17 protein-coding genes are annotated in these 21351 nt (G+C 62.7%); 8 read left to right on the top strand and 9 right to left on the bottom strand.

Going from position 1 to position 21351, the window contains the following annotated elements:
* Positions 1 to 182: 182 nt before the first annotated feature.
* The 3 genes from surE to KGB20_RS12015 all read right to left on the bottom strand — a co-directional run bounded on the left by surE (position 183) and on the right by KGB20_RS12015 (position 4160).
* On the bottom strand, positions 183 to 1160 hold the full coding sequence (gene surE, locus KGB20_RS12025) for a 5'/3'-nucleotidase SurE (RefSeq protein ID WP_223532348.1): 978 nt from the start codon (positions 1158 to 1160) through the stop codon (positions 183 to 185).
* A gap of 79 nt (positions 1161 to 1239) precedes the next feature.
* On the bottom strand, positions 1240 to 2619 hold the full coding sequence (locus KGB20_RS12020; RefSeq protein WP_223532346.1) for a DUF1329 domain-containing protein: 1380 nt from the start codon (positions 2617 to 2619) through the stop codon (positions 1240 to 1242).
* Between the two features lie 23 nt (positions 2620 to 2642).
* Entirely contained in the window at positions 2643 to 4160 is a 1518-nt protein-coding gene (locus tag KGB20_RS12015) for a DUF1302 domain-containing protein (RefSeq protein ID WP_306345028.1), read from the bottom strand.
* Positions 4161 to 4486: 326 nt separating this feature from the next.
* Here KGB20_RS12015 and KGB20_RS12010 point away from each other — a divergent pair, with 326 nt between their 5' ends.
* Complete coding sequence (locus tag KGB20_RS12010) at positions 4487 to 6229, top strand: FAD-binding protein (protein ID WP_223532344.1); 1743 nt, start codon at positions 4487 to 4489, stop codon at positions 6227 to 6229.
* Positions 6226 to 7104: an SDR family NAD(P)-dependent oxidoreductase gene (locus tag KGB20_RS12005; protein ID WP_223532342.1), complete on the top strand. Its 879-nt coding sequence runs from the start codon at positions 6226 to 6228 to the stop codon at positions 7102 to 7104. Before KGB20_RS12010 ends, KGB20_RS12005 begins: the two co-directional genes overlap by 4 nt.
* 99 nt (positions 7105 to 7203) lie before the next feature.
* Here KGB20_RS12005 and KGB20_RS12000 read toward each other — a convergent pair whose 3' ends face one another.
* The 6 genes from KGB20_RS12000 to KGB20_RS11975 form a co-directional block, all read right to left on the bottom strand.
* The gene (locus tag KGB20_RS12000) at positions 7204 to 8784 is read right to left on the bottom strand and encodes a FadD3 family acyl-CoA ligase (protein ID WP_223532340.1); all 1581 of its coding nucleotides are present in this window, start codon (positions 8782 to 8784) and stop codon (positions 7204 to 7206) included.
* A gap of 72 nt (positions 8785 to 8856) precedes the next feature.
* Positions 8857 to 9603, bottom strand: coding sequence for an SDR family NAD(P)-dependent oxidoreductase (locus KGB20_RS11995; protein ID WP_223532338.1), 747 nt, complete (start codon positions 9601 to 9603; stop codon positions 8857 to 8859).
* A 232-nt stretch (positions 9604 to 9835) separates the two neighbouring features.
* On the bottom strand, positions 9836 to 10918 hold the full coding sequence (locus tag KGB20_RS11990) for a ferredoxin--NADP reductase (protein ID WP_223532336.1): 1083 nt from the start codon (positions 10916 to 10918) through the stop codon (positions 9836 to 9838).
* Positions 10919 to 10931: 13 nt separating this feature from the next.
* Positions 10932 to 11687, bottom strand: a complete 756-nt coding sequence (locus KGB20_RS11985) for a glucose 1-dehydrogenase (protein WP_223532334.1) — start codon at positions 11685 to 11687, stop codon at positions 10932 to 10934.
* On the bottom strand, positions 11675 to 13354 hold the full coding sequence (locus KGB20_RS11980) for an FAD-binding protein (RefSeq protein ID WP_223532332.1): 1680 nt from the start codon (positions 13352 to 13354) through the stop codon (positions 11675 to 11677). The genes KGB20_RS11985 and KGB20_RS11980 overlap by 13 nt, the downstream gene beginning before the upstream one ends.
* A gap of 9 nt (positions 13355 to 13363) precedes the next feature.
* Positions 13364 to 13879 carry a flavin reductase family protein gene (locus tag KGB20_RS11975; RefSeq protein ID WP_057714069.1) on the bottom strand — a complete coding sequence of 172 codons (516 nt, stop codon included), beginning with the start codon at positions 13877 to 13879 and terminating at the stop codon, positions 13364 to 13366.
* 844 nt (positions 13880 to 14723) lie between these two features.
* Between KGB20_RS11975 and KGB20_RS11970 the strand changes: the two genes are divergently transcribed.
* The 6 genes from KGB20_RS11970 (at position 14724) to KGB20_RS11940 (ending at position 21350) form a co-directional block, all read left to right on the top strand.
* Positions 14724 to 15908 (top strand): flavin-dependent monooxygenase, encoded by a 1185-nt coding sequence (locus tag KGB20_RS11970; RefSeq protein WP_223532330.1) that lies wholly within the window; start codon positions 14724 to 14726, stop codon positions 15906 to 15908.
* Positions 15909 to 16046: 138 nt separating this feature from the next.
* On the top strand, positions 16047 to 17168 hold the full coding sequence (locus KGB20_RS11965; protein WP_102672755.1) for an LLM class flavin-dependent oxidoreductase: 1122 nt from the start codon (positions 16047 to 16049) through the stop codon (positions 17166 to 17168).
* Between the two features lie 696 nt (positions 17169 to 17864).
* Complete coding sequence (locus KGB20_RS11955; RefSeq protein ID WP_223532327.1) at positions 17865 to 18761, top strand: VOC family protein; 897 nt, start codon at positions 17865 to 17867, stop codon at positions 18759 to 18761.
* 11 nt (positions 18762 to 18772) lie between these two features.
* Positions 18773 to 19654 carry a CoA transferase subunit A gene (locus KGB20_RS11950; protein ID WP_223532325.1) on the top strand — a complete coding sequence of 294 codons (882 nt, stop codon included), beginning with the start codon at positions 18773 to 18775 and terminating at the stop codon, positions 19652 to 19654.
* Positions 19655 to 19665: 11 nt separating this feature from the next.
* A complete protein-coding gene (locus KGB20_RS11945; protein WP_223532323.1) occupies positions 19666 to 20454 on the top strand; it encodes a CoA-transferase subunit beta in 789 nt (262 codons plus the stop codon).
* 23 nt (positions 20455 to 20477) lie between these two features.
* A complete protein-coding gene (locus KGB20_RS11940) occupies positions 20478 to 21350 on the top strand; it encodes an enoyl-CoA hydratase (protein WP_046043072.1) in 873 nt (290 codons plus the stop codon).
* Position 21351: the final 1 nt, after the last annotated feature.

Here is a 21351-nt window from a genome sequence, read left to right as displayed (position 1 = left end):
CCTGTGGGAGCGGGCTTGCCCACGAAGACTGAGTGTCAGTCGACATCTATTTTGAATGTGCCGCCCTCATCGCGAGCAGGCTCACTCCTACAGAAATTTCGGTGGTTTGCGGATTCTGTGTACAGCCACGAAACCTGTGGGAGCGAGCCTGCTCGCGATGGCGGTGTTTCAGACGATGACGCTTAAGGCTTGATGCCTTGCAACATCTTCTTCGCCTGATCTTGCATCGCCTGCGGCGCGGTCATGTTGCCGTCGATCACGGTGATCACCGCGTGGCCTTGCCACAGTTGATAGGCATCGGCCTTTTGCTGGGTTTCGGTCGGTGTCGACGGGGCGGCCAGGTTGACGTGGACCACGCCGTCGGCGCCGCGCTGGGAGGTGAAGTTGACCCGATCCCAATTGCCGATCGGCGCAAAGCTCACGTCTTTGACTTCATCGGGTTTGAGGGGCGGGTAGTTGAGGTTCAGGCCGCTGACACCTGGCAGGCCGAGCACGTTCAAATCACACTGATGTTTGTTCCTGGCACAGGCCTGCTTGGCATCTGTACCGGCCAGGCCCGCCTGTTCGATGACCTTCACGGCAAAGCGCGCCGTGTCGTCCATGGCGCCGAGGGTCTTGCGGTAGCCGGCGTGCTGGTCGCGGATGATCAGGTCCATGTCGATACCCGTGGACACCGCCACCGCCGGAATTCCCTTGAACATCGCGCGAACGGCGGCGTTGAGGGTGCCGGACATCTGCGTCAGCGGGCCGACGTTTTCGCCGAAGTTGCTGCCTGACACCACCAGGTCTGGTGGCGAATCCTTGAGGATCACGTCGAGGCCGACGTTGACCGCATCCACCGGCGTGCCGATGGCGGAGGTCTTGCCGGCGGGCGGGGTGTAGTCCTGCGGCGGCCCGACGCAAAATTTGCCTGGCGCCAGTTCAGTCACCGCCAGGGCCTGGCCGGGTACGACCACGCTGGCGGCGCTGATGCCGCTGCTGTCGTTCAACGGGCCGACCAGGGTGACCTTGTGCCCGGCGGCGGTCAACGCCCGGTACATCGCATCGATGCCGGGCGCGCGGCAGCCATCGTCGTTGGTCAGCAGGATGTTCAGGGCGTTGGCTTGCATCGACAGGCCAACGCTGGCCATGGCGATGATGCCTGTGAGGAGTTTGTTCATGGCGAAGTCTTCCGTGGGCGCAGCGGATTTTACAAAGCACAACGCCCCGACCGAATGATTCGGTCGGGGCGCGGTGAGTTTAGCGGGTGCCGAGTTTGCGCAGGTTGCCAGGGGTGAATTCGTCTTCGGTGAAGGCAGTGGCGTTGAGCTTGGCCGGTTTCTGATCGACCAGCATGCGGTCAACCAGGTAGGAGCCGGCGATCAGGTCGTGGTAGATCCCGAGGCGGGCGTGGTAGCGCTCCAGTTCGTAGGCGTAGATCGAGGTCTGCATGTTGGTACGCCACAACTGGCCACGGCTGTCGTAGTTGTCGGCCATGGTCGCGGACCAGGTGTCCTCGTCCAGGTACAGCACGCGCTTGGCGTACACGTGGCGGGCACCTTCCTTGAGGTTGGCCTGCAACACCCAGACGCGGTGTTTCTCGTAGCGCATGTACTGCGGATCGACGTGGCCGGTGGTGTCCAGGATCTGGTCGGCCGTTACGCTCGGGTCGTCGATCTTGTAGTTGTGGTACGGAATGTAGATTTCCTTCTTACCGACGATGGTCCAGTTGTAGCGGTCCGGCGCTCCGTTGAACAAACGGTCTTCGTCGTACACGCGAAAACCTCCCGCGCCGGTCGGCGAGTCATAACCCACGGTCGGTGCGCGACGAACCCGGCGTTGGCCCGGGCTGTATTGCCAGGCCTGGCGCGGGGAGGCGGTCGGATTGATGAACTCGTGACCGACCACGATCTCGCCTTTCTTGCGCACCGGTTCCAGGGTGGTGAGCAGGAAGTGGGTGAATACACCGTTCGCGGCCTCCGGGGTTTTGTCCGGGCTCGACCAGATCGAGAAGATCTTGTAGTTGACCTCTTCCAACACCTTTTCCTTGTTGGAGTACACCACCGCCTGGCTGTAGTTGGCCTCTTCAGTGCTGGCGCGCCCCTGCAAGGTATGGTTGAACATCAACTCGCTGCCGTTCTTCGGGATCGGGAACGGCGAGGCACCCCAAGCGTTTTTCGTGTCGTTGTTGTCATTGTCGAGTTCGGCAGTGACGGCGTTTTTCTTGATCTGGTCTTCCAGGCGCTGATCGAGGCGGAAGTCGCGGTGACTCGGGTAGACCGGGATCTTGAAGGTATCCGGGTATCGCTTGAACAGCGCTTTCTGGCCATCGCTCAGGTTGTCGGCGTACTTGTCCATGTTCTTCGAATCGATCACGAACAGCGGTTTTTCCGCGGCGTACGGATCCGGGTACGGCGTGCCGGGGCCGGCGTATTTGAGTCCTGGTGGCAGGCCGCGCCATTTGCCGGACCAGGCCGGGATGCTGCCGTCGGCGTTGCCGGCTTTTTCGGCGCCCATCGGGGTCAGGTCCTGGCCCAGGCGGGCGGCTTCTTCGGGGCTGACCTTGGCGTAGGCCAGGCCACTGCCGAGCAGGCCGACGGTCAGCGCAGTGCTCAATAATGTTTGGGTGAATCTGGACATGCTGTGCTCCTCCGACAGGGGAATCAGAACCGGTACTTGAAGTTGAGCGCGACGTTGTCGCGGTCGGCCAACGGGCTGTTGTTGGCGCTGCCGAGGTAGGCGTTGTAGCGGGCCTCGACGGTGAAATTGCCCAGGTAGCGCCACGAGCTGCCGATGCTGGCGCGGTTATCGTTCTGGCCGGCGTTGATCGAGCCGACCATCGAGCTGTCGCCGTGGGCGGCGGCGCTGAAGGTGACAGGCACCGACATGTCCCATCCGCTGAACACGTCGTTGTAGTCAAAGTTCGCCTGCACCGTGTAGCCCCAGGCATCGCGGTCATAGACCAGGCTGTCGGTGCCCGGCAGCGCGAAACCAGGGGCCAGGGTCACTGGCTGCGACTCGTCGTTGCTGACCACGGTGTTGTAGACCAGCTCGCCGGTCAGGCTGGTGTTGTCGGCGAAGGAGGTCGGGCCGAGCACGTAGATCATCGACGTTTGCGCTTGTATGGTCTTGCCGCGCACGGGGCTGGAGAAACCGTTGTCGACCATCACTGGCGTGCCGTCTCGGTAGCTGACTTCACCGGCCCAGCTGACATCGCCCAGCACCGTGGCGAAACTCGCACCGAACAGGTCGATGTTGTCGAAGTAGCGCACCTGGTAGCGGCCCAGGTTCGTCGCAAAATCCAGCGACGGCGTCTTGTCGTGATAGCGCGAGTAGAAGAGGCCGAACTCGGTGTTGTTCAGCGACTCGGCGGCGTAGGTGAAAGCCACACCGTACTGGCCGCTGTCGCTCGGCTTGTCGTCCTTGAGGCGGGTGACGAAACCGGATGCGTCGTTGAAGCCGCCCTCGTCGATGAAGTCGGTGGTGGAGAAGTAACTACCCACGCCGAACAGCTCGGTTTTCTCCCACTTGTATTGGTAGTAGGCCTGGATACCCAGGCTTTCGGTCAGGGCGAACTGGGTGAACAGTTGACCGACCGGCAGCAGGATTTCCTTGACCTCGACGCCCGGGGTGGTCGCCTTGGTCGCGTCCACCGGGCTCTGGGCCGCGGAAATACCCGGATAGAACAGACTTTCACCCCAGCTCACCACCTGATTACCCAGGCGCGCGTTGAGGGCATGGCCGCTCACGTCCCAGGTGCCATAGGCGTAGTAGTCGAGCATGCGCAACTCATTGCGATGCTGGTCGATGGTGTCCTGGGAGAAACGGTCGGGTTTGCTGCAATGGCCGCCGGCGAAGCAGTTGGAAGTGCCGGTGGTGTTGTCGTTGTCCTGATCGTAGACGTTGTCGTAGAAGCCCGTCGCCCGGACGAACACGCCGTAGTCGTCTTGCCACTTGATGTTGGCTTCGGTGAGAAAGCCGCTGCGGTTGTTGATCAGGCTGCCTTTGTCGAACGCGTTGTCGCCGTCGTTGCCGTTGGCATTGGCGGTCAGCTTGTGATCGCGAGACTCGGTCCGCCAGGCGAGGCTGTAGGTCAGTGTGGTGTCCCAGTCGATGCTCAAGTCTTCGCTTGGCTGAAAGCTCATGGCGTTAACGTGAGCGCTAAGTCCACCAGCCAGCATCAATAGAACAAGCTGTGTGCGAGGGTGCTGTGTTGGTGGGGCGATTATTGTTTTTATCATGTCGTCCTCATGGCCCAGGTCAGACCTGCCCGACCTGCATTTCAGGGGAGTGATTGGTGCTGTGGGCGACTATGGAGTCACGACTTGCGCGCAACATCGTCCAAGCGGACTAAGCGATTTGTACGGGGCGGGCGCAGTCCTGGCCTTAGTCTTATCGGACGATGAACACCCGGCGCACGGGGCGAACAATCCCGAGACCGACTGCACCGGGCGAAGATCCGGCGGTGGCGGTTTCTGCCTGATGGGCGCTGAACAAGGGTGATCGCATGAACGCTGCCGGGATCAAATGGGACGAGTGCTGTGATGTGTTGGTGATTGGCTCGGGAGCCGGGGGCATGACCGCAGCGCTGCGCGCCCACGACCTGGGCCTGAATGCGCTGCTGATCGAAAAGAGCGGCGAGTACGGCGGCACCTCGGCGGTGTCCGGCGGCGGCATCTGGATCCCCAACAACCACCGGATCAACGCCATTGGCGGCAGTGATTCGGCGGCCGAAGCGATTGCCTACATCCGCGCCGTGACCCATGGCGAGATCGACGATGGGCGCATCGAAGCCTATGTCGAACACGGCCGGGAGATGGTCGAGTACCTGGAACAACACACCCGCGTGCGCTTCGAGGCGCAACCGCGCTACGCCGATTACTACCCGGAAGTCGAGGGCGGAAAGCCGGGCTATCGTTCGATGGATCCGCAACCGTTCGATGCCGCCGAACTCGGCGAAGAATTTTTGCGCATGCGCGCACCGTCCCCCGGCACCCTGATGATGGGACGCATGGCGATGACCATGAAAGAGGCGCAAGTGCTGCTGTGCCGTGGCCCCGGCTGGTTGCGCCTGACCCTGCGGGTGATGTGGCGCTACTGGCGTGATCGCGAGGGGCGGCGTTTATCCCGTCGCGACCGTTTCCTGACCCTGGGCAATGCCTTGATCGGTGCCTTGCGCTGTTCGTTGCAGGATCGCGGCAAGTCGCTGTGGCTCAACTGTGCACTCGAAGAGCTGCTGCTGGTCGGCGACCGGGTCGGCGGGGCGCGGGTCAATCGCAACGGTCAGTTGCTCAACGTCAAGGCGCGCTACGGGGTGATCATCGCCGCCGGTGGTTTCGAGCGTAACCAGGAAATGCGCGAGCAGTACTTGCCGCAGCCGTCCCGGGCCAACTGGAGTGCCACGCCACCCAACAATACCGGCGATGGTATTCGCGCCGGCCAGGCCATCGGTGCTCGGACCGCGTTGATGGAGCACAGCTGGTGGGCGCCGACCACTTACGTCAAGGGTGAAGAAAAACAGCGGGCGCTGTTCGTTGAACGCACCCTGCCGGGGTGTGTGATGGTCAACGCGGCGGGGGAGCGTTTCGTCAACGAAGCCGCGCCCTATACCGATATTGTTTACGCGATGTACGCCAACAACCGCGAAGGCGCCGCGAGCGTGCCGTGCTGGATGGTGTTCGACGCCGAGTTCCGCCGCAAATACCCGTGCGGCGCCTTGCTGCCGGGCTATGCCCAGCGCGATTGGCAATTGCCCGAGCATTTGCGTGACTACTTCCAAAAGGCATCGAGCCTGGAAGAACTGGCGACGAAAATCGGCGTCGACGCTGGCGGGCTGATGCGCACCGTGCAGCGTTTCAACGGCATGGCCGTGCAGGGCGTCGACGAGGATTTCCACAAGGGCGAATCACTGTTCGATCGCTACTACGGGGACCCGAACGTGCAACCCAATCCGTGCCTGGCGCCGTTGCTCAAAGGGCCGTTCTACGCCGTGCGCATCGACGCCGGCGACATCGGCACCAAGGGTGGCCTGCTGACCGACGTGCACGCCCGCGTGTTGCATGAAGACGGCGAACCGATCAACGGCCTGTACGCCATCGGCAACAGCGCCGCCTCGATGATGGGCCGCACCTATCCGGGTGCCGGTTCGACCATCGGCCCGGCCATGACCTTCGGTTACCTGGCCGCCAATCACATCAAGCGCCAGAGCGAAACCGCTTCGGCGAAAACCTTGTTCGGGAGTGTCGAATGAACAACCAGCGTCCACAGATCGCCGTAGTGACCGGCGCCAGTCGCGGAGTCGGGCAGGGCATTGCCCTGGCCCTTGGAGCGGCGGGCATGACGGTGTATGTCACCGGTCGCGCCCCGGCGCAGGGCGGGTCGAATTTGTACGGGCATGCCTTGCGCGGCTCGCTGGAGGACACCGCCGCCGCGATCACCGACGCCGGTGGGCGCGGTATCGCGGTGGTCTGTGATCACGCCGATGACGCGCAGGTTCAGGCGCTGTTTACTCGTGTGGAAAATGAGTGCGGGCATCTGGATCTGCTGGTGAACAACGCCGCGTTCATCCATGACCAGTTGATCGAACCAGGGCCGTTCTGGGCTAAGCCGCTGGACCTGGTGCGCATTCTCGACGTCGGCCTGCGCTCGGCCTACGTCGCCAGCTTCTACGCCGCGCCGCTATTGCTCAAAAGTGCACAAGGACTGATTTGCTTCACTTCGTCGTTCGGTGCCGGGTGCTACATGCATGGCCCGGCGTACGGCGCGCAAAAGGCCGGCGTCGACAAGCTGGCGGCGGACATGGCGATCGATTTCGAAGGGCAGGGCGTGGCGGCGTTGTCGCTGTGGCTCGGCCCGCAATTGACCGAACGCACCAGGATTGCCGGCGAACAGCATGGCGAGCAGTACCAGGCATTCCTGGCCCACGCCGAAACCCCGCAATTCAACGGGCGGGTGATTCATGCCTTGCTCAATGATCCGCAGTTGATGGCGTTGTCCGGACAGACCCTGATCACCGCCGAAATTGCCCCTGGCTACGGCATCAGCGAAGCCGAAGGCCGCCAGCCACCGTCCCACCGCGCCATGCTCGGCGACCCGCGCGAGCAGCATCCGGCGCGGGTGGTTTAGATCGCTAAAACACAAAGCCCTGTAGGCGCGAGCCTGCTCGCGATGGTCTATCAGTTGCATTGACGTCGACTGACACACCATCGCGAGCAGGGATTGTGTTTAGTCGACTGGCTGCAATGCCCACTCGCGCAACACATTCTTGGTCACTTTCCCCGCCGCATTGATCGGCATCTTCTGCAGCACCTGCACCCGACGCGGAACCTTGTAGTTGGCCATCTGCTCACGGCACCAGGCGAGGAATCGGGTCTGCTCGATTTCCATACCTGGAGCAGGCAGCAGAAACGCCATCGCCACTTCACCCAAGCGTTCGTCGGGAATCCCGATCACCGCTACCTGGGCCACGCCCGGATAGGTCAGCAAACACTGTTCGATCTCCGCCGGGTACACATTGAAGCCACCGGTGATGAACATGTCCTTGAGGCGGTCGGTGATGCGCAGGTAACCCTGTTCGTCGAGCATGCCGATGTCGCCGGTGTGCAGCCAGCCGTCGGCGTCGAGAATTTCCTGGCTGGCTTCGGGGTTGTTGAGATAGCCCTGCATCAGGTTGTAGCCGCGAATCTGCACTTCACCGGGAATGTTGGCCGGCTGGCTGCGGCCGCTGCTGCCGACACAGCGTACTTGCACCCCAGGCATCGCCCGGCCACTGGTGTTGGCGACCAGTTCCGCCGAGTCGCCGGAACGGCAGATCGTGGCGAACCCACAGACTTCCGTCAGGCCATACGCGGTGACGATGGTGGCAAAGCCCAGTTCGTCGCGCATGCGGTGGATCATCTCCACCGGAATCGCTGCCGCCCCGGTCACCGCAACGCGCAAGGAGCTCAGGTCGAATTCACTGCGTTGCGGATGGGCAAGCAACGACTGATACAACGTCGGTGGCCCGGGCAACACGGTGATGCGTTCGCGCTGCACGCATTCGAGCACGGCCTGCACGTCGAACACCTGCTGCGGCAGGAGGGTGCAGCCACGCATCAGCGCTGCCAGCCAGCCTGCCTTGTAGCCGAAGGAGTGGAAGAACGGATTGACGATCAGGTAGCGATCGCTCTCGCGCAAACCGACGATATCGCTCCAGTCCCGCACGATTCGCAGGTTCTGGCCGTGGCTGGTCATCACGCCTTTGGGTTTACCAGTGGTGCCCGAGGTGAACAGCACGTCGGACAAGGCCTGCGGGCCAACGCTCTGTTCGCGGGTGCGCAGGGCCAGTTGCGGCACATCGGCCGCCAGATCCATAAACCGCTCCCAGGCCAGGGTGCCCGAATTGGCACCACGCACGCTGACGATGTGGCGAAGGGCTGGCAGGTCTTCCGACGCCAGCATGCCGGGGTAGTCCGCGCCGAGGAATTCGCCGATGGCAAACAGTACACAGGCGCCGCTTTCGCGCAGGATGTAGCCGGCCTCGCTGCCCTTCATCCGGGTATTGAGCGGCACCAGGGCGGCGCCGACACTTTGCAGGGCGCCAGCTGCAACGATCCACTCCCACACGTTCGGCGCCCAGATCGCCACGCGGTCCCCGACCTGTACGTCGAGGGCCAGCAGTGCGCGGGCAGCCTGGCGGCGCAGTTGGTCCAGTTGTCGGTAGCTGATGGTGTGGCCCGCGTCCTCGATGGCCGGGCGGTCGCCGTAGGCCTGGGCCGCGTTGGCGAACAGTTGAGCAATGGTCAGTGCGGTGGCGACAGGCGGCATGGGGCCTCCCCGGTTAGAAGACAAGTACGAAAAAGGGAGTAGGCCGGGCAGGGGGCCCGGCCGGATTGCGAATTACTGGGCGGGCGGGGCGAAACGGCGACCGGCGGAGAAACCACCGTCCACGGCGATCATCTGGCCGCTGACAAAGGATGCTTCGTCGGACGCCAGGAACAGCGCAACGTTGGCCACTTCTTCCGGTTGCCCGGAGCGGCTGAGCATGTGCTGCGAGGCGAAGAAGGCGTGGAACGCGTCATTGTCACGGACCATGCTGGTCATCGGCGTTTCGATCAGGCCGGGGCACAGACCGTTGACGCGAATGTTGGCGTAGCCGTAGTCGATGGCCATCGAGCGGGTCAGTTGGTTGATGCCGCCCTTGGACACGTTATAGGCCACGTTGCCGTCGCAGCCTTGCAGGCCGAAGATCGAACCGACGTTGATGATCGAGCCATTGCGTTGTTCAACCATCGACGCCAGCGCGTATTTGCTGGTGAGCATGCTGCCGGTCAGGTTGATGTCCATCACCCGTTGCCAGTTGGCGGTGGTGGTCTGGGTCACGCTGCCCTGGTCGGCGACGCCGGCGGCGTTGACCAGTACGTCGATGCGCCCGAAGCGGCTGATGACTTCTTGCATGACCTGCTGCACCTGCGCTTCGTCGCGCACGTCCAGGGTCATGAACAGGCCGGGAAAGTCTGCCGGTGCGCTGCCGATGTCCAGCCCGACCACTTGCGCGCCTTCGGCCGCGAAACGGCGCACGCAGGCCAGACCGATACCCGAAGCGCCGCCGGTGACCACCGCGACCTTATTCTGCAAACGAGCCATAACTGCACCTCTTTATTGTTGTGGGCTAATGCTGTGGTCGAGTCTAACCGCAGACCGGGCCCGAGTGATCGTCCAATGAGACTAAGCAACCGATCCCCCGTCTGGCACATTTCAATTGTGGGAGCGAGCCTGCTCGCGAAAAAACGTCTGGGCACCGCGTTCATTCAGACAGGGCGCGTTATCGTTGACGTCCATCGCGAGCAGGCTCGCTCCTACAGGGGGATGCGTATCTTCAATCAGGGAATTTAAGGCGCACCTTCGCCCCGGTCGGTCGGCTCTGGCAGGCCAGCGTCCAGCCGTCGGCGAGCTCCTTGGGGGTCAGCACGTCGTTGCGGGCCAGTTGGGTCTGGCCTTCCTGGACCACGCACATGCAGGCCCCGCAAAAACCTTCTTCACAGGACGAGGGCACGTCCAGACCGGCGGCCTTGCAACTTTGCAGCAGGGTGTCGCCGGGTTTGCAGGCAATTTCGTGTTGCTGACCATCGAGCTCGACGATCAGCGCTTCGCATTGCGAATCCATGGCCGCAGCTCGTGCCACGGCCTCTTCGGCCAGCAGTTCATCGGGGTCCGGCGGCGAGACGAAGCGTTCGACATGGATCCTCTCGGCCGCTTCGCCCACTGCCAGCAGCGTGCGCTCCACGGTGTCCATGAACGGTCCAGGCCCACAGATGAAGTAGTCGCCGCCGGCCGATCCGCGCAGCAGATGACGGACCTGATGGTCCGTCAGGAAACCCTGCACCGAATCGAGGACGTGCACCACGTGCAGTTGATCAGGATGCGCCTTGATCAACTGGCACAGCTCGTCCTTGAAAATCACCGACGCCTCATCGCGGTTGGCGTAGATCAACTTGATCGGTCGCCGACTGCTGTGCAGCACCGATTTGAGAATGGAAAACACCGGGGTGATGCCCGAACCGCCCCCGAACAAGACCAGGGGCTTTTCGGTGTCCGCCTGCGGGTCCAGGCAGAAATGCCCGGCCGGTGGCAGCACTTCCAGCCAGTCACCGACCTGCACTTCGTTCATCCAGTTCGACACCCGGCCACCGTCGACCCGTTTCACCGTGACCTTGGGCAGCGCGTCCGCGAGGGGCGAGCTGGCCATGGAGTAGCAGCGGGTCAACAGTTTGCCGGCGAAGGGCACGCGAAAACTCAGGAACTGGCCCGGTTTGTAGCGAAAGCGCTCACGCAGGGTTGGCGGTACGTCCAGCACCAGCGAGCGCGCATCCAGGGTCTCGTCGATCACCGCGCACACTTGCAATGAAACGCTTGCCGCTGTGTGTTCGGCCGGGATCAGGTTCTGTTGTCGCGTGCCCATGTTCACCTCGACCTCAGAGACCGCTGATCAGTTGGGCATTGTCGACGCGGATCTCGGCACCGTTGACGAATCGCGACTCGTCGGTGGCCAGGAACAGCACCACGTTGGCAATGTCCCGTGGCGCGGCCATACGGTTCATCGGGTCCTGGTCCAGTGCTTCCTGGGAGATTGGCTGACCACCGGCCAGGGCCTGGGTCATCGGCGTGTTCACGCCATCGGGGTGCACGCTGTTGCAGCGGATGCGGTAACCCTGCTGCTTGCAGTGCAGGGCAATCGAACGGGTCATCGCCGCCACCGCGCCTTTGGACGCCGAATAAGCGCAGAACATCGGCATCGCGCCCAACGCGGCCACCGACGACATGTTGATGATCGACCCGCCACCGGTTTCCTTCATCGCCTGGATCGCGTACTTGCAGCCGAGGAAGTAGCCTTCGCCGTTGATCTTCTGCACCTTCTGCCATAGCTCCAGCGTGGTGTCTTCAATGCTGCCCAGGGCCAGGATCGCGGCGTTGTTGACCAGTACGTCGAGACGGCCGAAGTGTTCGACGGTGGTCTTGATCACCTGTTGCCAATCGCTTTCGCTGGCGATGTCGTGGCGGATGAACAGCGCGTTGGCGCCGATTTCTGCAGCCACCTGGCGACCGGCCTCTTCGTTGAGGTCGGTCAGTACTACTTTGGCGCCTTCGCGGGCCAGCAGCAGGGCGTCTTCGCGACCGATGCCGCTGGCGGCGCCGGTGATGATGCAGACTTTGCCTTCTACACGTTGCATTGTTGTTCTCCTGATCGTGCGGTTTGAAGTGCGAATTGGTCGGCCACGTGGGCGGCAGCCCGGCGACCGGAATAAATGCAATCGGCCAGGGACAGGCCGGAGACATACAGGTTGGAAGCGACCCCGACCGCATTGCGGCCGGCGCTGTACAGGCCCTGGATCGGTTGGCCGGCATGGTCCAGCACCCGACCGCTGCCCTCGCAGACCTTCAACCCGCCAAGGGTGATGACCGGGCAGGGGAACAGGCGGCTGGTGAACGACAGGTCGAGGGCGTACCACGGGCCTTGTTCAAGATTGGCGAGCATCGCCGAGGATTTGCCGAACTCGTCGGCGACCTCACCGCGTGCCGCCCGGGAATAGCGTTCGACACTCTGGCGCAGCAGTTCCGGCGGCAGATTGCAGCGTTTGGCCAACCCGGCCAGTCTGCTACTGCGTTTGGCGTTGAACAGCAGGTTGAGCAGCACCGGCAGGCGCTGGAAATTCCACACCTTGCCTGGGCCCACCTGACGCAACGCTTCGCGCATCAGCTCACGGTTGAGCACCAGGATGGCGCGACCGTCTTGTTCTTCGACCATGGCGTGGCCGAGGGTCGCGCCGTAGATTTCTTCGTTGGCGTAACGCTGCCCGCGGGCATTGACGATCAGCCCGCGGGCCCAGGCCAGTGGCGGATTGATGAAACGCCACGCGCTGATCTTGTCCATCCGCGCCACGCTGCCACCGGCGCTCTGGCCCAGGGCGATGCCGCTGCCATTGCAGCCGGTGGCGCCCAGGGGCAGCCCGGCCAGGTACTGCGGCGCGTGTTGGCGCACCAGGTCGCGATTGAAGATAAAACCGCCGCTGCTCAATAGCACCGCCTGTTCGGCGCGAATCAATTGCCGAATGGCGCTGGTCTGCTCGATGCGACGCTGACGGGCGCGCAAGCGGTCAGCCAATGCGGGAGCGTACATATGAATGGCGGCGGCCCAGCGCGACAGCCGCGCATGTTGTCGGGCTGCGCGACTGCCGGAAGGCAACTGCCAGGCTTCGACGCCGATGACCTTGTCGTCGAGGTCGAGCACCAGTCGCCGCACTTCGCACTGGCTGCGCAGGCGCGCACCGTGACGCAAGGCGCTGGCCTTGAGCGGGGCGAACAGGCTGGCGCCGGACATGCCCGGACCTTTGGTGCGGTGGCCACGGGGTGCCGGTTTGGCGCTGGCGGCATAGGCCGGCACGGCTTCGTTGCCGGAGTAATAGAGGTAGTACTGGTCACTCGGGTACGAGGTTTTATGCGGCGGCACGCTGGCCTCGAACGCCGCGCCCTGTCGCTCCAGCCAGGCCAGTTGTTCGCGGCTGCCGTCGCAGAAATTGCGCAATGTCTCGTGGCTGACGGCTTCGCCGACTTCCTGACGCAGGTAATTGAACATGGCCTCGCTGGTGTCTTCATAGCCAGCCTGACGCTGATACGGCGTGCCACCACCGGCGTACACCACGCCACCACTGAGCGCTGTGGCGCCGCCGCCTTCGAAGCGATCCAGTGCGAGCACTGACAGGCCGCGAGTGCTGGCTTCGATGGCGGCACAGGCGCCGGCACCCCCAAACCCGACGATCAGCAAGTCGCAACGGTCATCCCATGGCAACTGGTCGGCGCTGTTCACTCGCAACGCCGTCAACCCGTTCAGGCTGTCCATGTTCGGGCCTCAGCCAGCAGCAGCGAGAGAAGGTGCGGGTTTGGCGGTGGTGGTGTAGCTGCCGTCGAGGTAGACCAGCGGGGTGATTTCGGCGGTGGTGTGGATCTGCAGGATGCGCCCGATGAAAACGGTGTGGGTGCCGTAGCTGAAGTGGCCGTCCTGGCGGCAGAGGATCGCCGACTGTGCGTCACCCAGGTATGGAATGCCGCCGGGGCTGGTCAGCCAGTTGCCGCGGTCGAAGCGCGCTTCGCCCTTGATCGCGCCGCTGCACAGGTTGGCCAGGTCTTGTTGTTCGACGCCGAGGATGTTGACGCAGAAGTCGGCGCCGGTCGCCAGTGCGGCGTGGGGCGAGGCGGTCTTGTTGACGCAGATCAGCAGCGATGGTGGCTCGGTGCTCAGCGAGTCGACGGCCGTGGCGGCCATGGCGAAGCGTTCGGTGCCGTTGCTGGTGCTGATAATGGTGACTGACTTGGCCAGGCGGCGCATGGCCTGGAGCATGTCGGCTTTGAGATTGACGTCGTTCATCGCACTGGGCCTTTTTTGTTGGGTGGGGAGTGCGATGGATTCTTGCTCTGGCTCTTGTCTGGAGCATCGTCCGAGGGGACTAGGCCTTGGCGGCCTCTGGGCCGACCAGGCTCTTGGTTGATTGAGTACATATCCGTTTCTGCGGTAACGGCGGCTGGCGGTTTCGCCCTTACGGCGAGTCCCTTTTGTCAAACGACACAAAAGGAACCAAAAAGTCTCGCCCCTTACGTACGGCCCCTCGCTGAGGCTCGGCGTTCCTTCGCTCCGGTATTCATCCGGGGGCATTGCCCTCCGGTCGGCTTCGCTTCGACCTACACGCAATGAGTTCGACTGCGTCGAACGGCGCTGCGCGCCAATCCCCGGATGAACACCTCCACTCAGCCTTCCGAGGGGGCGGGTGGATCAAGATCAAAAGCTGCAGGCGAGCTAACGCTCGGCCTGATGAGTGGTGAAGAGCGTGGGTGTACGCCGACCTGCCGTTGCTCTGCTCTTCTGTAGGAGCGAGCTCGCGATGGACGTCAACGATAACGCGTGCTGCCTGAATGCCCGCGTTGTCCTGGCGTTTTTCGCGAGCAGGCTCGCTCCCACAGGGATCTTCAGCGGCCAAAAGTCCTGAGTAAAACCGGAGACCCAATGTGGGAGCGAGCCTGCTCGCGATGGCGGTCTGCCAGCCAACACACCTCTTTCAGATTCACCTCCAAAAAACTGTTCCCCAATCCCACATGGTCCGTTTGAGGGATGTCCACTCTGTTGCGCATTGCTTGAATGCCAGTGTAGGGGCGCTACACCCGCCCCGTTGCACGCGCGCCCCGGCGGATGGGGTGAACAAAGGAGAACAATAAAAATGCTCAACCAAGACCTGATTCGCCAGCGTCTGAGCCAACGTGCCCGCGAGTTGGTGCCGATCCTGCGTGAACGTGCCCTGAATGCCGCGCAAGCAGGCCAGTTGCCCGAAGAAACCCTGAAGGATTTCCAGGACGCCGGGTTCTTTCGCATCCTGCAACCGTCCCGTTGGGAAGGCTATGAGCTGGAGCCCAAGGATTTCTTCGACGTACAGATGACCCTTGCCGAAGGCTGCATGTCCTCGGCCTGGGTACTGGGGGTGGTGGCGATTCACAACTGGCAACTGGCGCTGTTCGACGACCGTGCCGCGCAGGATGTCTGGGGCAGTGATTCCAGCGTGCTGATCTCCTCTTCCTATATGCCGGTGGGCAAGGTCGAGCGGGTCGAGGGTGGTTTCAAATTGAGCGGTCGCTGGGGCTTTTCCTCCGGCAGCAAGCATTGCGAGTGGGCGTTCCTCGGTGCGCTGGTGCCGCCGGAAGAGGCGGGCGGTGCGCCGGATTATCGGACGTTCCTGGTGCCGCGCAGCGATTACCAGATTCTCGACAACTGGAACGTCATGGGCCTGGAAGCCACCGGCTCCCACGACATTCTGGTGGAGAACGCCTTCGTTCCCGAGTACCGCACCCATCGCGCCCTCGACGGTTTCATGCAGAACAGTCCGGGCAATGCGGTCAACACCGCGCCGTTGTTCCGCCTGCCATTCGGGCAGATTTTCGTGCGTGCGGTTTCGTCCTCGGCCATCGGTGCCCTGCAAGGCGCGGTGGATCAGTTTGTCGAGCACAACCGCGCCCGGGTCGGGGTCAATGACGGTCGCAAGATGGTCCAGGACCCGGCCGCGCAATCGGCGCTGGCCAACGCCATGGTCTGCGTCGATGAGTGCAAGACCGTGCTGCATCGCAACTTCGCCCTGATGCTGGAGCGCGCGCAGAAGGGTGAGCCGTTGAGCATGTCCGAGCGGGTGAAGATGCGTTACGACTCGGCGCTGGTGGCCGACAAGTGCGCCAAGGCCGCTGGTGACTTGATGTTCAACAGCGGTGCTTCGACGATCTTCCGCAGCCATCCGATCAACCGAGCGTTCCGTGATATTCACACCGGTCGCGCCCACGTGGCCAACAGCCCGGCCAAGTACGCCTGGAACCTCGGCGGGGTCAGCATGGGTCAGGACAGCAGCGACTTTTTCCTCTGACGCTGGCGTACAGCTCTTTTCTATGAATCGGGCTAGTCCGTTTGCGTGATTCGAGCGCCCCGCCGATGCCCGAGCATTGGCGGTAAGGCGAAGGTCTACGGCGCCGACTGCGCATCCAAATAAGCACAAGGATCAACCATGAAATTTTCCCTGATTTACGAAGCCCAGACGGTGGACTCCAGCCGCGAAGGCGACCGCAAGATTTTCGAAGACACCGTCGAGCAGGCCGTGCTGGCCGACAAGCTGGGTTTTGACACCTTCTGGTGCGTGGAACACACGGCGCTGAGCAACTACTCGCACATGTCCGCGCCGGAAACCATGCTGGCTTTCGTGGCCGGTAAAACCGAGCGCATCGGTATCGGCCACGGCGTGGTCTGCCTGCCTCCGGCGATGAACCACCCGGTCAAGGTCGCCGAGCGCATCGCCACCCTCGACCTGCTGTCCAAGGGTCGTGTGCACTTTGGCGTGGGCAAGGGCGGTACCCAGCAGGAAGCCGGCACCTTCGGCTACGACCTGGCGACCTTGCAGCCGCAGATCGACGAGATGATGTACCTGATCCCGAAAATGTTCGTGCAGGACGAGATCGAGCACAACGGCGACTTCGTGCAGATCCCCAAGCGTCCGATCCATCCAAAGCCGTATCAGGACCCGCACCCGCCGATGTACCTGGCGTGCACCAACACCGAGTCGCTGAAAAATGCTGGCGGTCGTGGCATGGGCGCGCTGGTGCTGGGCTTTGGTGGCCCGGAAGAGATCGCCAAGAAGGTTGAGGTGTATCACACGGCCTACGACAACCGCGATGAAAAGAAGCAAGTGGGCTTCCGCCCTAACCGTCACATTGCCGCACTGTGCCCGGCCATCGTGCTGGACGACAACGCAGAAGCGCGCCGCATCGGTATCCGTGGCCAGCGTTACTTCATGGAGTCGCTGGGCTACTGGTACGGCGGTGGCGAGCGTCCGGATCCGGAGAAGTGGAAGGACGACACCTTCGTCGATGGCAATGGCCAGAGCGTGATCAAGTCGCGCTTCGCCTCTGAAGAAGTCAGTGTCGACTTCTCCGACCCGACCATGGCCATGATGAACCCGAACCACGCCTACGGCACCGTCGAGGATTGCATCGGCTACGTGCAGCGCCTGATCGATGCCGGCGCCGACGAAATCCTGTTCATCTGCCAGATGGGCACCGTGCCGCAGTGGGCGCAGCTGGAGACCTTGAAGAACATTGGCGAGAAGGTGATTCCGCATTTCCGCAAGGCGTGATAGTTGACGCTAAACGCATGAACACCGCATACCCCCTGTAGGAGCGAGCCTGCTCGCGATAAACCTGAGAACGCCGCGGGGTGCCAGGCTTGCAGCGTTATCGTTGGCGACCATCGCGAGCAGGCTCGCTCCTACAGTTGATCGCTTTTCAGGTCTGGCATGGACGTCAGGCCAACTTTCCAACGGGTCCCCAAGGCCCGTTTTTTTATGCCTGCCGAATAAGATTGAACACCGCATACCCCTTGTAGGAGCGAGCCTGCTCGCGATAAACCGGAGAACGCCGCGGGGTGTCAGGCTTGCAGCGTTATCGTTGGCGACCATCGCGAGCAGGCTCGCTCCTACAGTTGAACGCATTTCAGGTCTGGCACGGACGTCAGGCCAACTTTCCAACGGGTCCCCAAGGCCCGTTTTTTTATGCCTGCCGAATAAGATTGAACACCGCATACCCCCTGTAGGAGCGAGCCTGCTCGCGATAAACCGGAGAGCGCCGCGGGGTGCCAGGCTTGCAGCGTTATCGTTGGCGACCATCGCGAGCAGGCTCGCTCCCACAGGTTTTTCATGTTCCGCGCCATCAATTCCGCTAGTCCCATTGGACGATGTTGCCCCTGCCCGAACCCGTTTGAATAGGCCCACATAAAGTCTCCCCCGGCAGTCGCCGAAGGGCGGCACCGCCTGAGAAAAACGAGGAGTGCATCCATGGATATCCGCGGTCTGGGTTACGTCACCCTGTTGTCCAGCGACCTGGCGCAATGGCGCCACTACGCAAGCCAGGTGCTGGGCATGATGGTCATCGGATCTGATGACGACGCGCACCTGTACCTGAAGATGGACGAGCGCCACTACCGCATCCTGGTGCAGAAGAACGTCGAGAACGGCTTCGGTGCCTGCGGCTGGGAGGTGGCCGGCAAGGCGGCGCTGGAACGGGCGGTCAGCGAGTTGCAACAGGCCGATGTGCAAGTGACCCGTGGTACCGCGGCCGAGGCCGAGCTGCGCAAGGTCCAGGAGCTGGTGCACTTCAGCGACCCGGATGGCAACCGTCACGAAATCTTCTGGGGCCCGTTGCAGGACTTCGCCCGTTTCGTCTCGCCGGTGGGCGTCAAAGGGTTCGTTACCAACGAACTGGGCATGGGCCACGTAGTGCTGCCGGCACCTGCCTTCGAGCGCTGCCGCGACTTCTACGAGCAGGTGCTGGGTTTTGGACTGTCGGACCTGATGAAAGTCCGCTTCACCCCGGACCCGGCCGAGCCGCAAAAACGTATTCACTTCCTGCACTGCAACAACGGCCGCCACCACTCGCTGGCGATTTTCGAGTGCCCGATGCCCCACGGCTGCGTGCACATGATGGTCGAGGTCAACACGCTGGACGAAGTCGGCCGCGCCCTGGACCGCGTCCACGCCAATGGCGTGAAACTGTCGGCCACCCTCGGTCAGCACACCAACGACCAGATGATTTCTTTCTATATCAAGACCCCGTCCGGGTTTGACCTGGAGTACGGCTGTGATGGCCTGGTGGTCGACTGGGACCGCCACACGCCATTCGAAAGCACCGTGGTCAGCCACTGGGGCCACGACTTCAGTGTCGGTCGCCAATGAGGAACATGACGATGGACAAGCAAATGACCCCCTTCGAGATCGTCGGCCAACTGCGTGACGGCATGACCATCGGTATCGGTGGCTGGGGCCCGCGGCGCAAACCGATGGCGCTGGTGCGCGAGATCCTGCGCTCGGACCTCAAGGACCTGACCGTGGTTGCCTACGGCGGTGCCGATGTCGGCATGCTCTGCGCGGCCGGCAAGATCAAGAAACTGGTGTTCGCCTTCGTTTCCCTGGACTTTATTCCGCTGGAACCGTACTTCCGCAAGGCGCGCCAGGAAGCGGCGCTGGAGGTGATGGAGATCGACGAAGGCATGCTGCTGCTCGGTCTGCGCGCGGCGGCGATGAATGTGCCGTTCATTCCGACGGCGGTGGGCCTGGGCACCGATGTGCTGCACCACAACCGCCAGATCAAGTTGATCGCCTCGCCCTATGCCGATGGCAAGGACTGGGTGGCGATGCCGGCGCTCAAGCTCGACGCGGCGCTGGTGCACGTCGACCGTGCCGATAAACGCGGGGTGTGCCAGATCAGCGGTCCGGATCACTACATGGACGACCTGTTCGTACGGGCCGCGACTCACAGCTACGTGACCTGCGATGAGCTGGTCGACAGCGAGTATTTCCATCAGGACAGCAGCCACGCGCATCAAGTGTTCTGGGAACGCAACCTGACCACCGCCGTGGCCCATGTGCCGGGCGGGGCGCATCCGTCTTCGTGCGCGCCGCTGTACGGTTTCGACGTCGCGCACTTCAAGGCCTACAACGCCACGGTCCAGGCGGCCGATGGCTGGCAGGGCTACGTGCGCGACTACGTCGACTGCACCCACGAACAGTATCTGGAAAAGGTCGGCGGCCTGGCTGCGATCCGTGAACTGCCGTTGCCGATTTTCTAAGGAGCCTTTCAATGAGCACTACTGATTTCAGCCTCGCTGAATTGATGATCTGCGCGGCCTCCGAAGCCTGGCGCGAAGACGGCGAAGTATTGGCCTCCGGCATCGGCGTGATTCCGCGTCTGGCCGCTTCGCTGGCCATGCTGACCAGCAACCCGCAACTGCTGATGACCGACTCCGAAGCCTACATGGTTGCCGAGCCGGTGCCGTTGGGCGCGCGCAAAGGCTATGAACCCAAGCGTGACAGCTGGATGGGTTTCTCGCGGATTTTCGACAACGTCTGGGGCGGAAAGCGCCATGCCCTGGTGGGCCCGACCCAGATCGACCGCTTTGGTCAGGCCAACATTTCCTGCATCGGCGACTACGCCAAACCCAAGGCGCAGATGCTCGGTGTACGCGGTTTCCCCGGCAACTCGATCAGCCACGCCAACTCGTTTTGCGTGCCGAGCCACAACCGCCGGGTATTCGTCGAAGGCGAGGTCGATATGGTCGCCTCGGTCGGCTACAACCCGGCCCGACTGGCACGGGGCTGGTCGCTGAACGACATCGACATCCGCCTGATCATCACCGACCTCTGCGTGCTGGATTTCCAAGGCCCGCAACGGCAGATGCGCATCCTTTCGCTGCACCCCGGCGTGACAGCGGCGCAAGTCCAGGACAACACCGGCTTCGAGCTGCACGTGCCGGACGATTGCCCGACCACTGCCGCGCCGACGGCCGAGCAGTTGCAGCTGATCCAGCGTCTGGACCCGCACAACCTGCGCGCCCTGCAACTCAAAGACAACCCGCCAGGCCAACGCTGAGCAACGCGTTGCGGAGAAAAGTGATGGCTGAACATAACGATAACAATCAGGCCGAGGTGGTGCTGTACGAGGTGCGTGGCGCGGTGGCCCTGGTCACCATGAACCGCCCCGAGTTCCACAACGCGCAGAACTCGCAGATGACCTATGCGCTGGACGCGGCGTTTCGCCGGGCCTGCGATGACGATGAAGTGAAGGTCATTGTGTTGCGTGGCGCCGGCAAGCATTTCTCCGCCGGGCATGACATCGGCACCCCGGGCCGCGACGTCGACAAGACGTTCGACCGCGCCAGCCTGTGGTACGACCATGTGAACAAACCGGGCGGCGAGTTTTTGTATGCCCGTGAGCAGGAAGTCTATCTGGGCATGTGCCGCCGTTGGCGCGAGATGCCCAAGCCGACCATCGCCATGGTCCAGGGCGCGTGCATTGCCGGTGGGTTGATGCTGGCCTGGGTCTGCGACCTGATCGTGGCCAGCGAGGATGCTTACTTCGCCGATCCGGTGGTGCGCATGGGCATTCCCGGGGTCGAGTATTTCGCCCACGTGCATGAACTCAATCCGCGCATCGCCAAGGAGTTCCTGTTCCTCGGCGAGCGCATGCCGGCACCGCGTGCCTATCAGATGGGCATGCTCAATCGGGTGGTTGCTCGCGACGAGCTGGAACAACAGACCCTCGACATCGCCGGGCGCATCGCACAGATGCCGCGCCTGGGCCTGCAGCTGAGCAAGCAGGCGGTGAACAACGCCGAAGACCTGATGGGCAAGCGCGCGACCATGGACATGGTGTTTGGCCTGCATCACTTCGCTCATGCCCACAACGAACTGGTGTCCGGCGACCGCCTCGGCGGCTACGACGCCAAGGCCATGGCCAGTTCCCAGCGTAAAACGGGCGAGGCGTGAG

The organism is Pseudomonas sp. BF-R-30 (assembly GCF_019956175.1).
Classification (GTDB): domain Bacteria; phylum Pseudomonadota; class Gammaproteobacteria; order Pseudomonadales; family Pseudomonadaceae; genus Aquipseudomonas; species Aquipseudomonas jessenii.
This window is presented reverse-complemented; position numbering and strand designations above follow the sequence as displayed.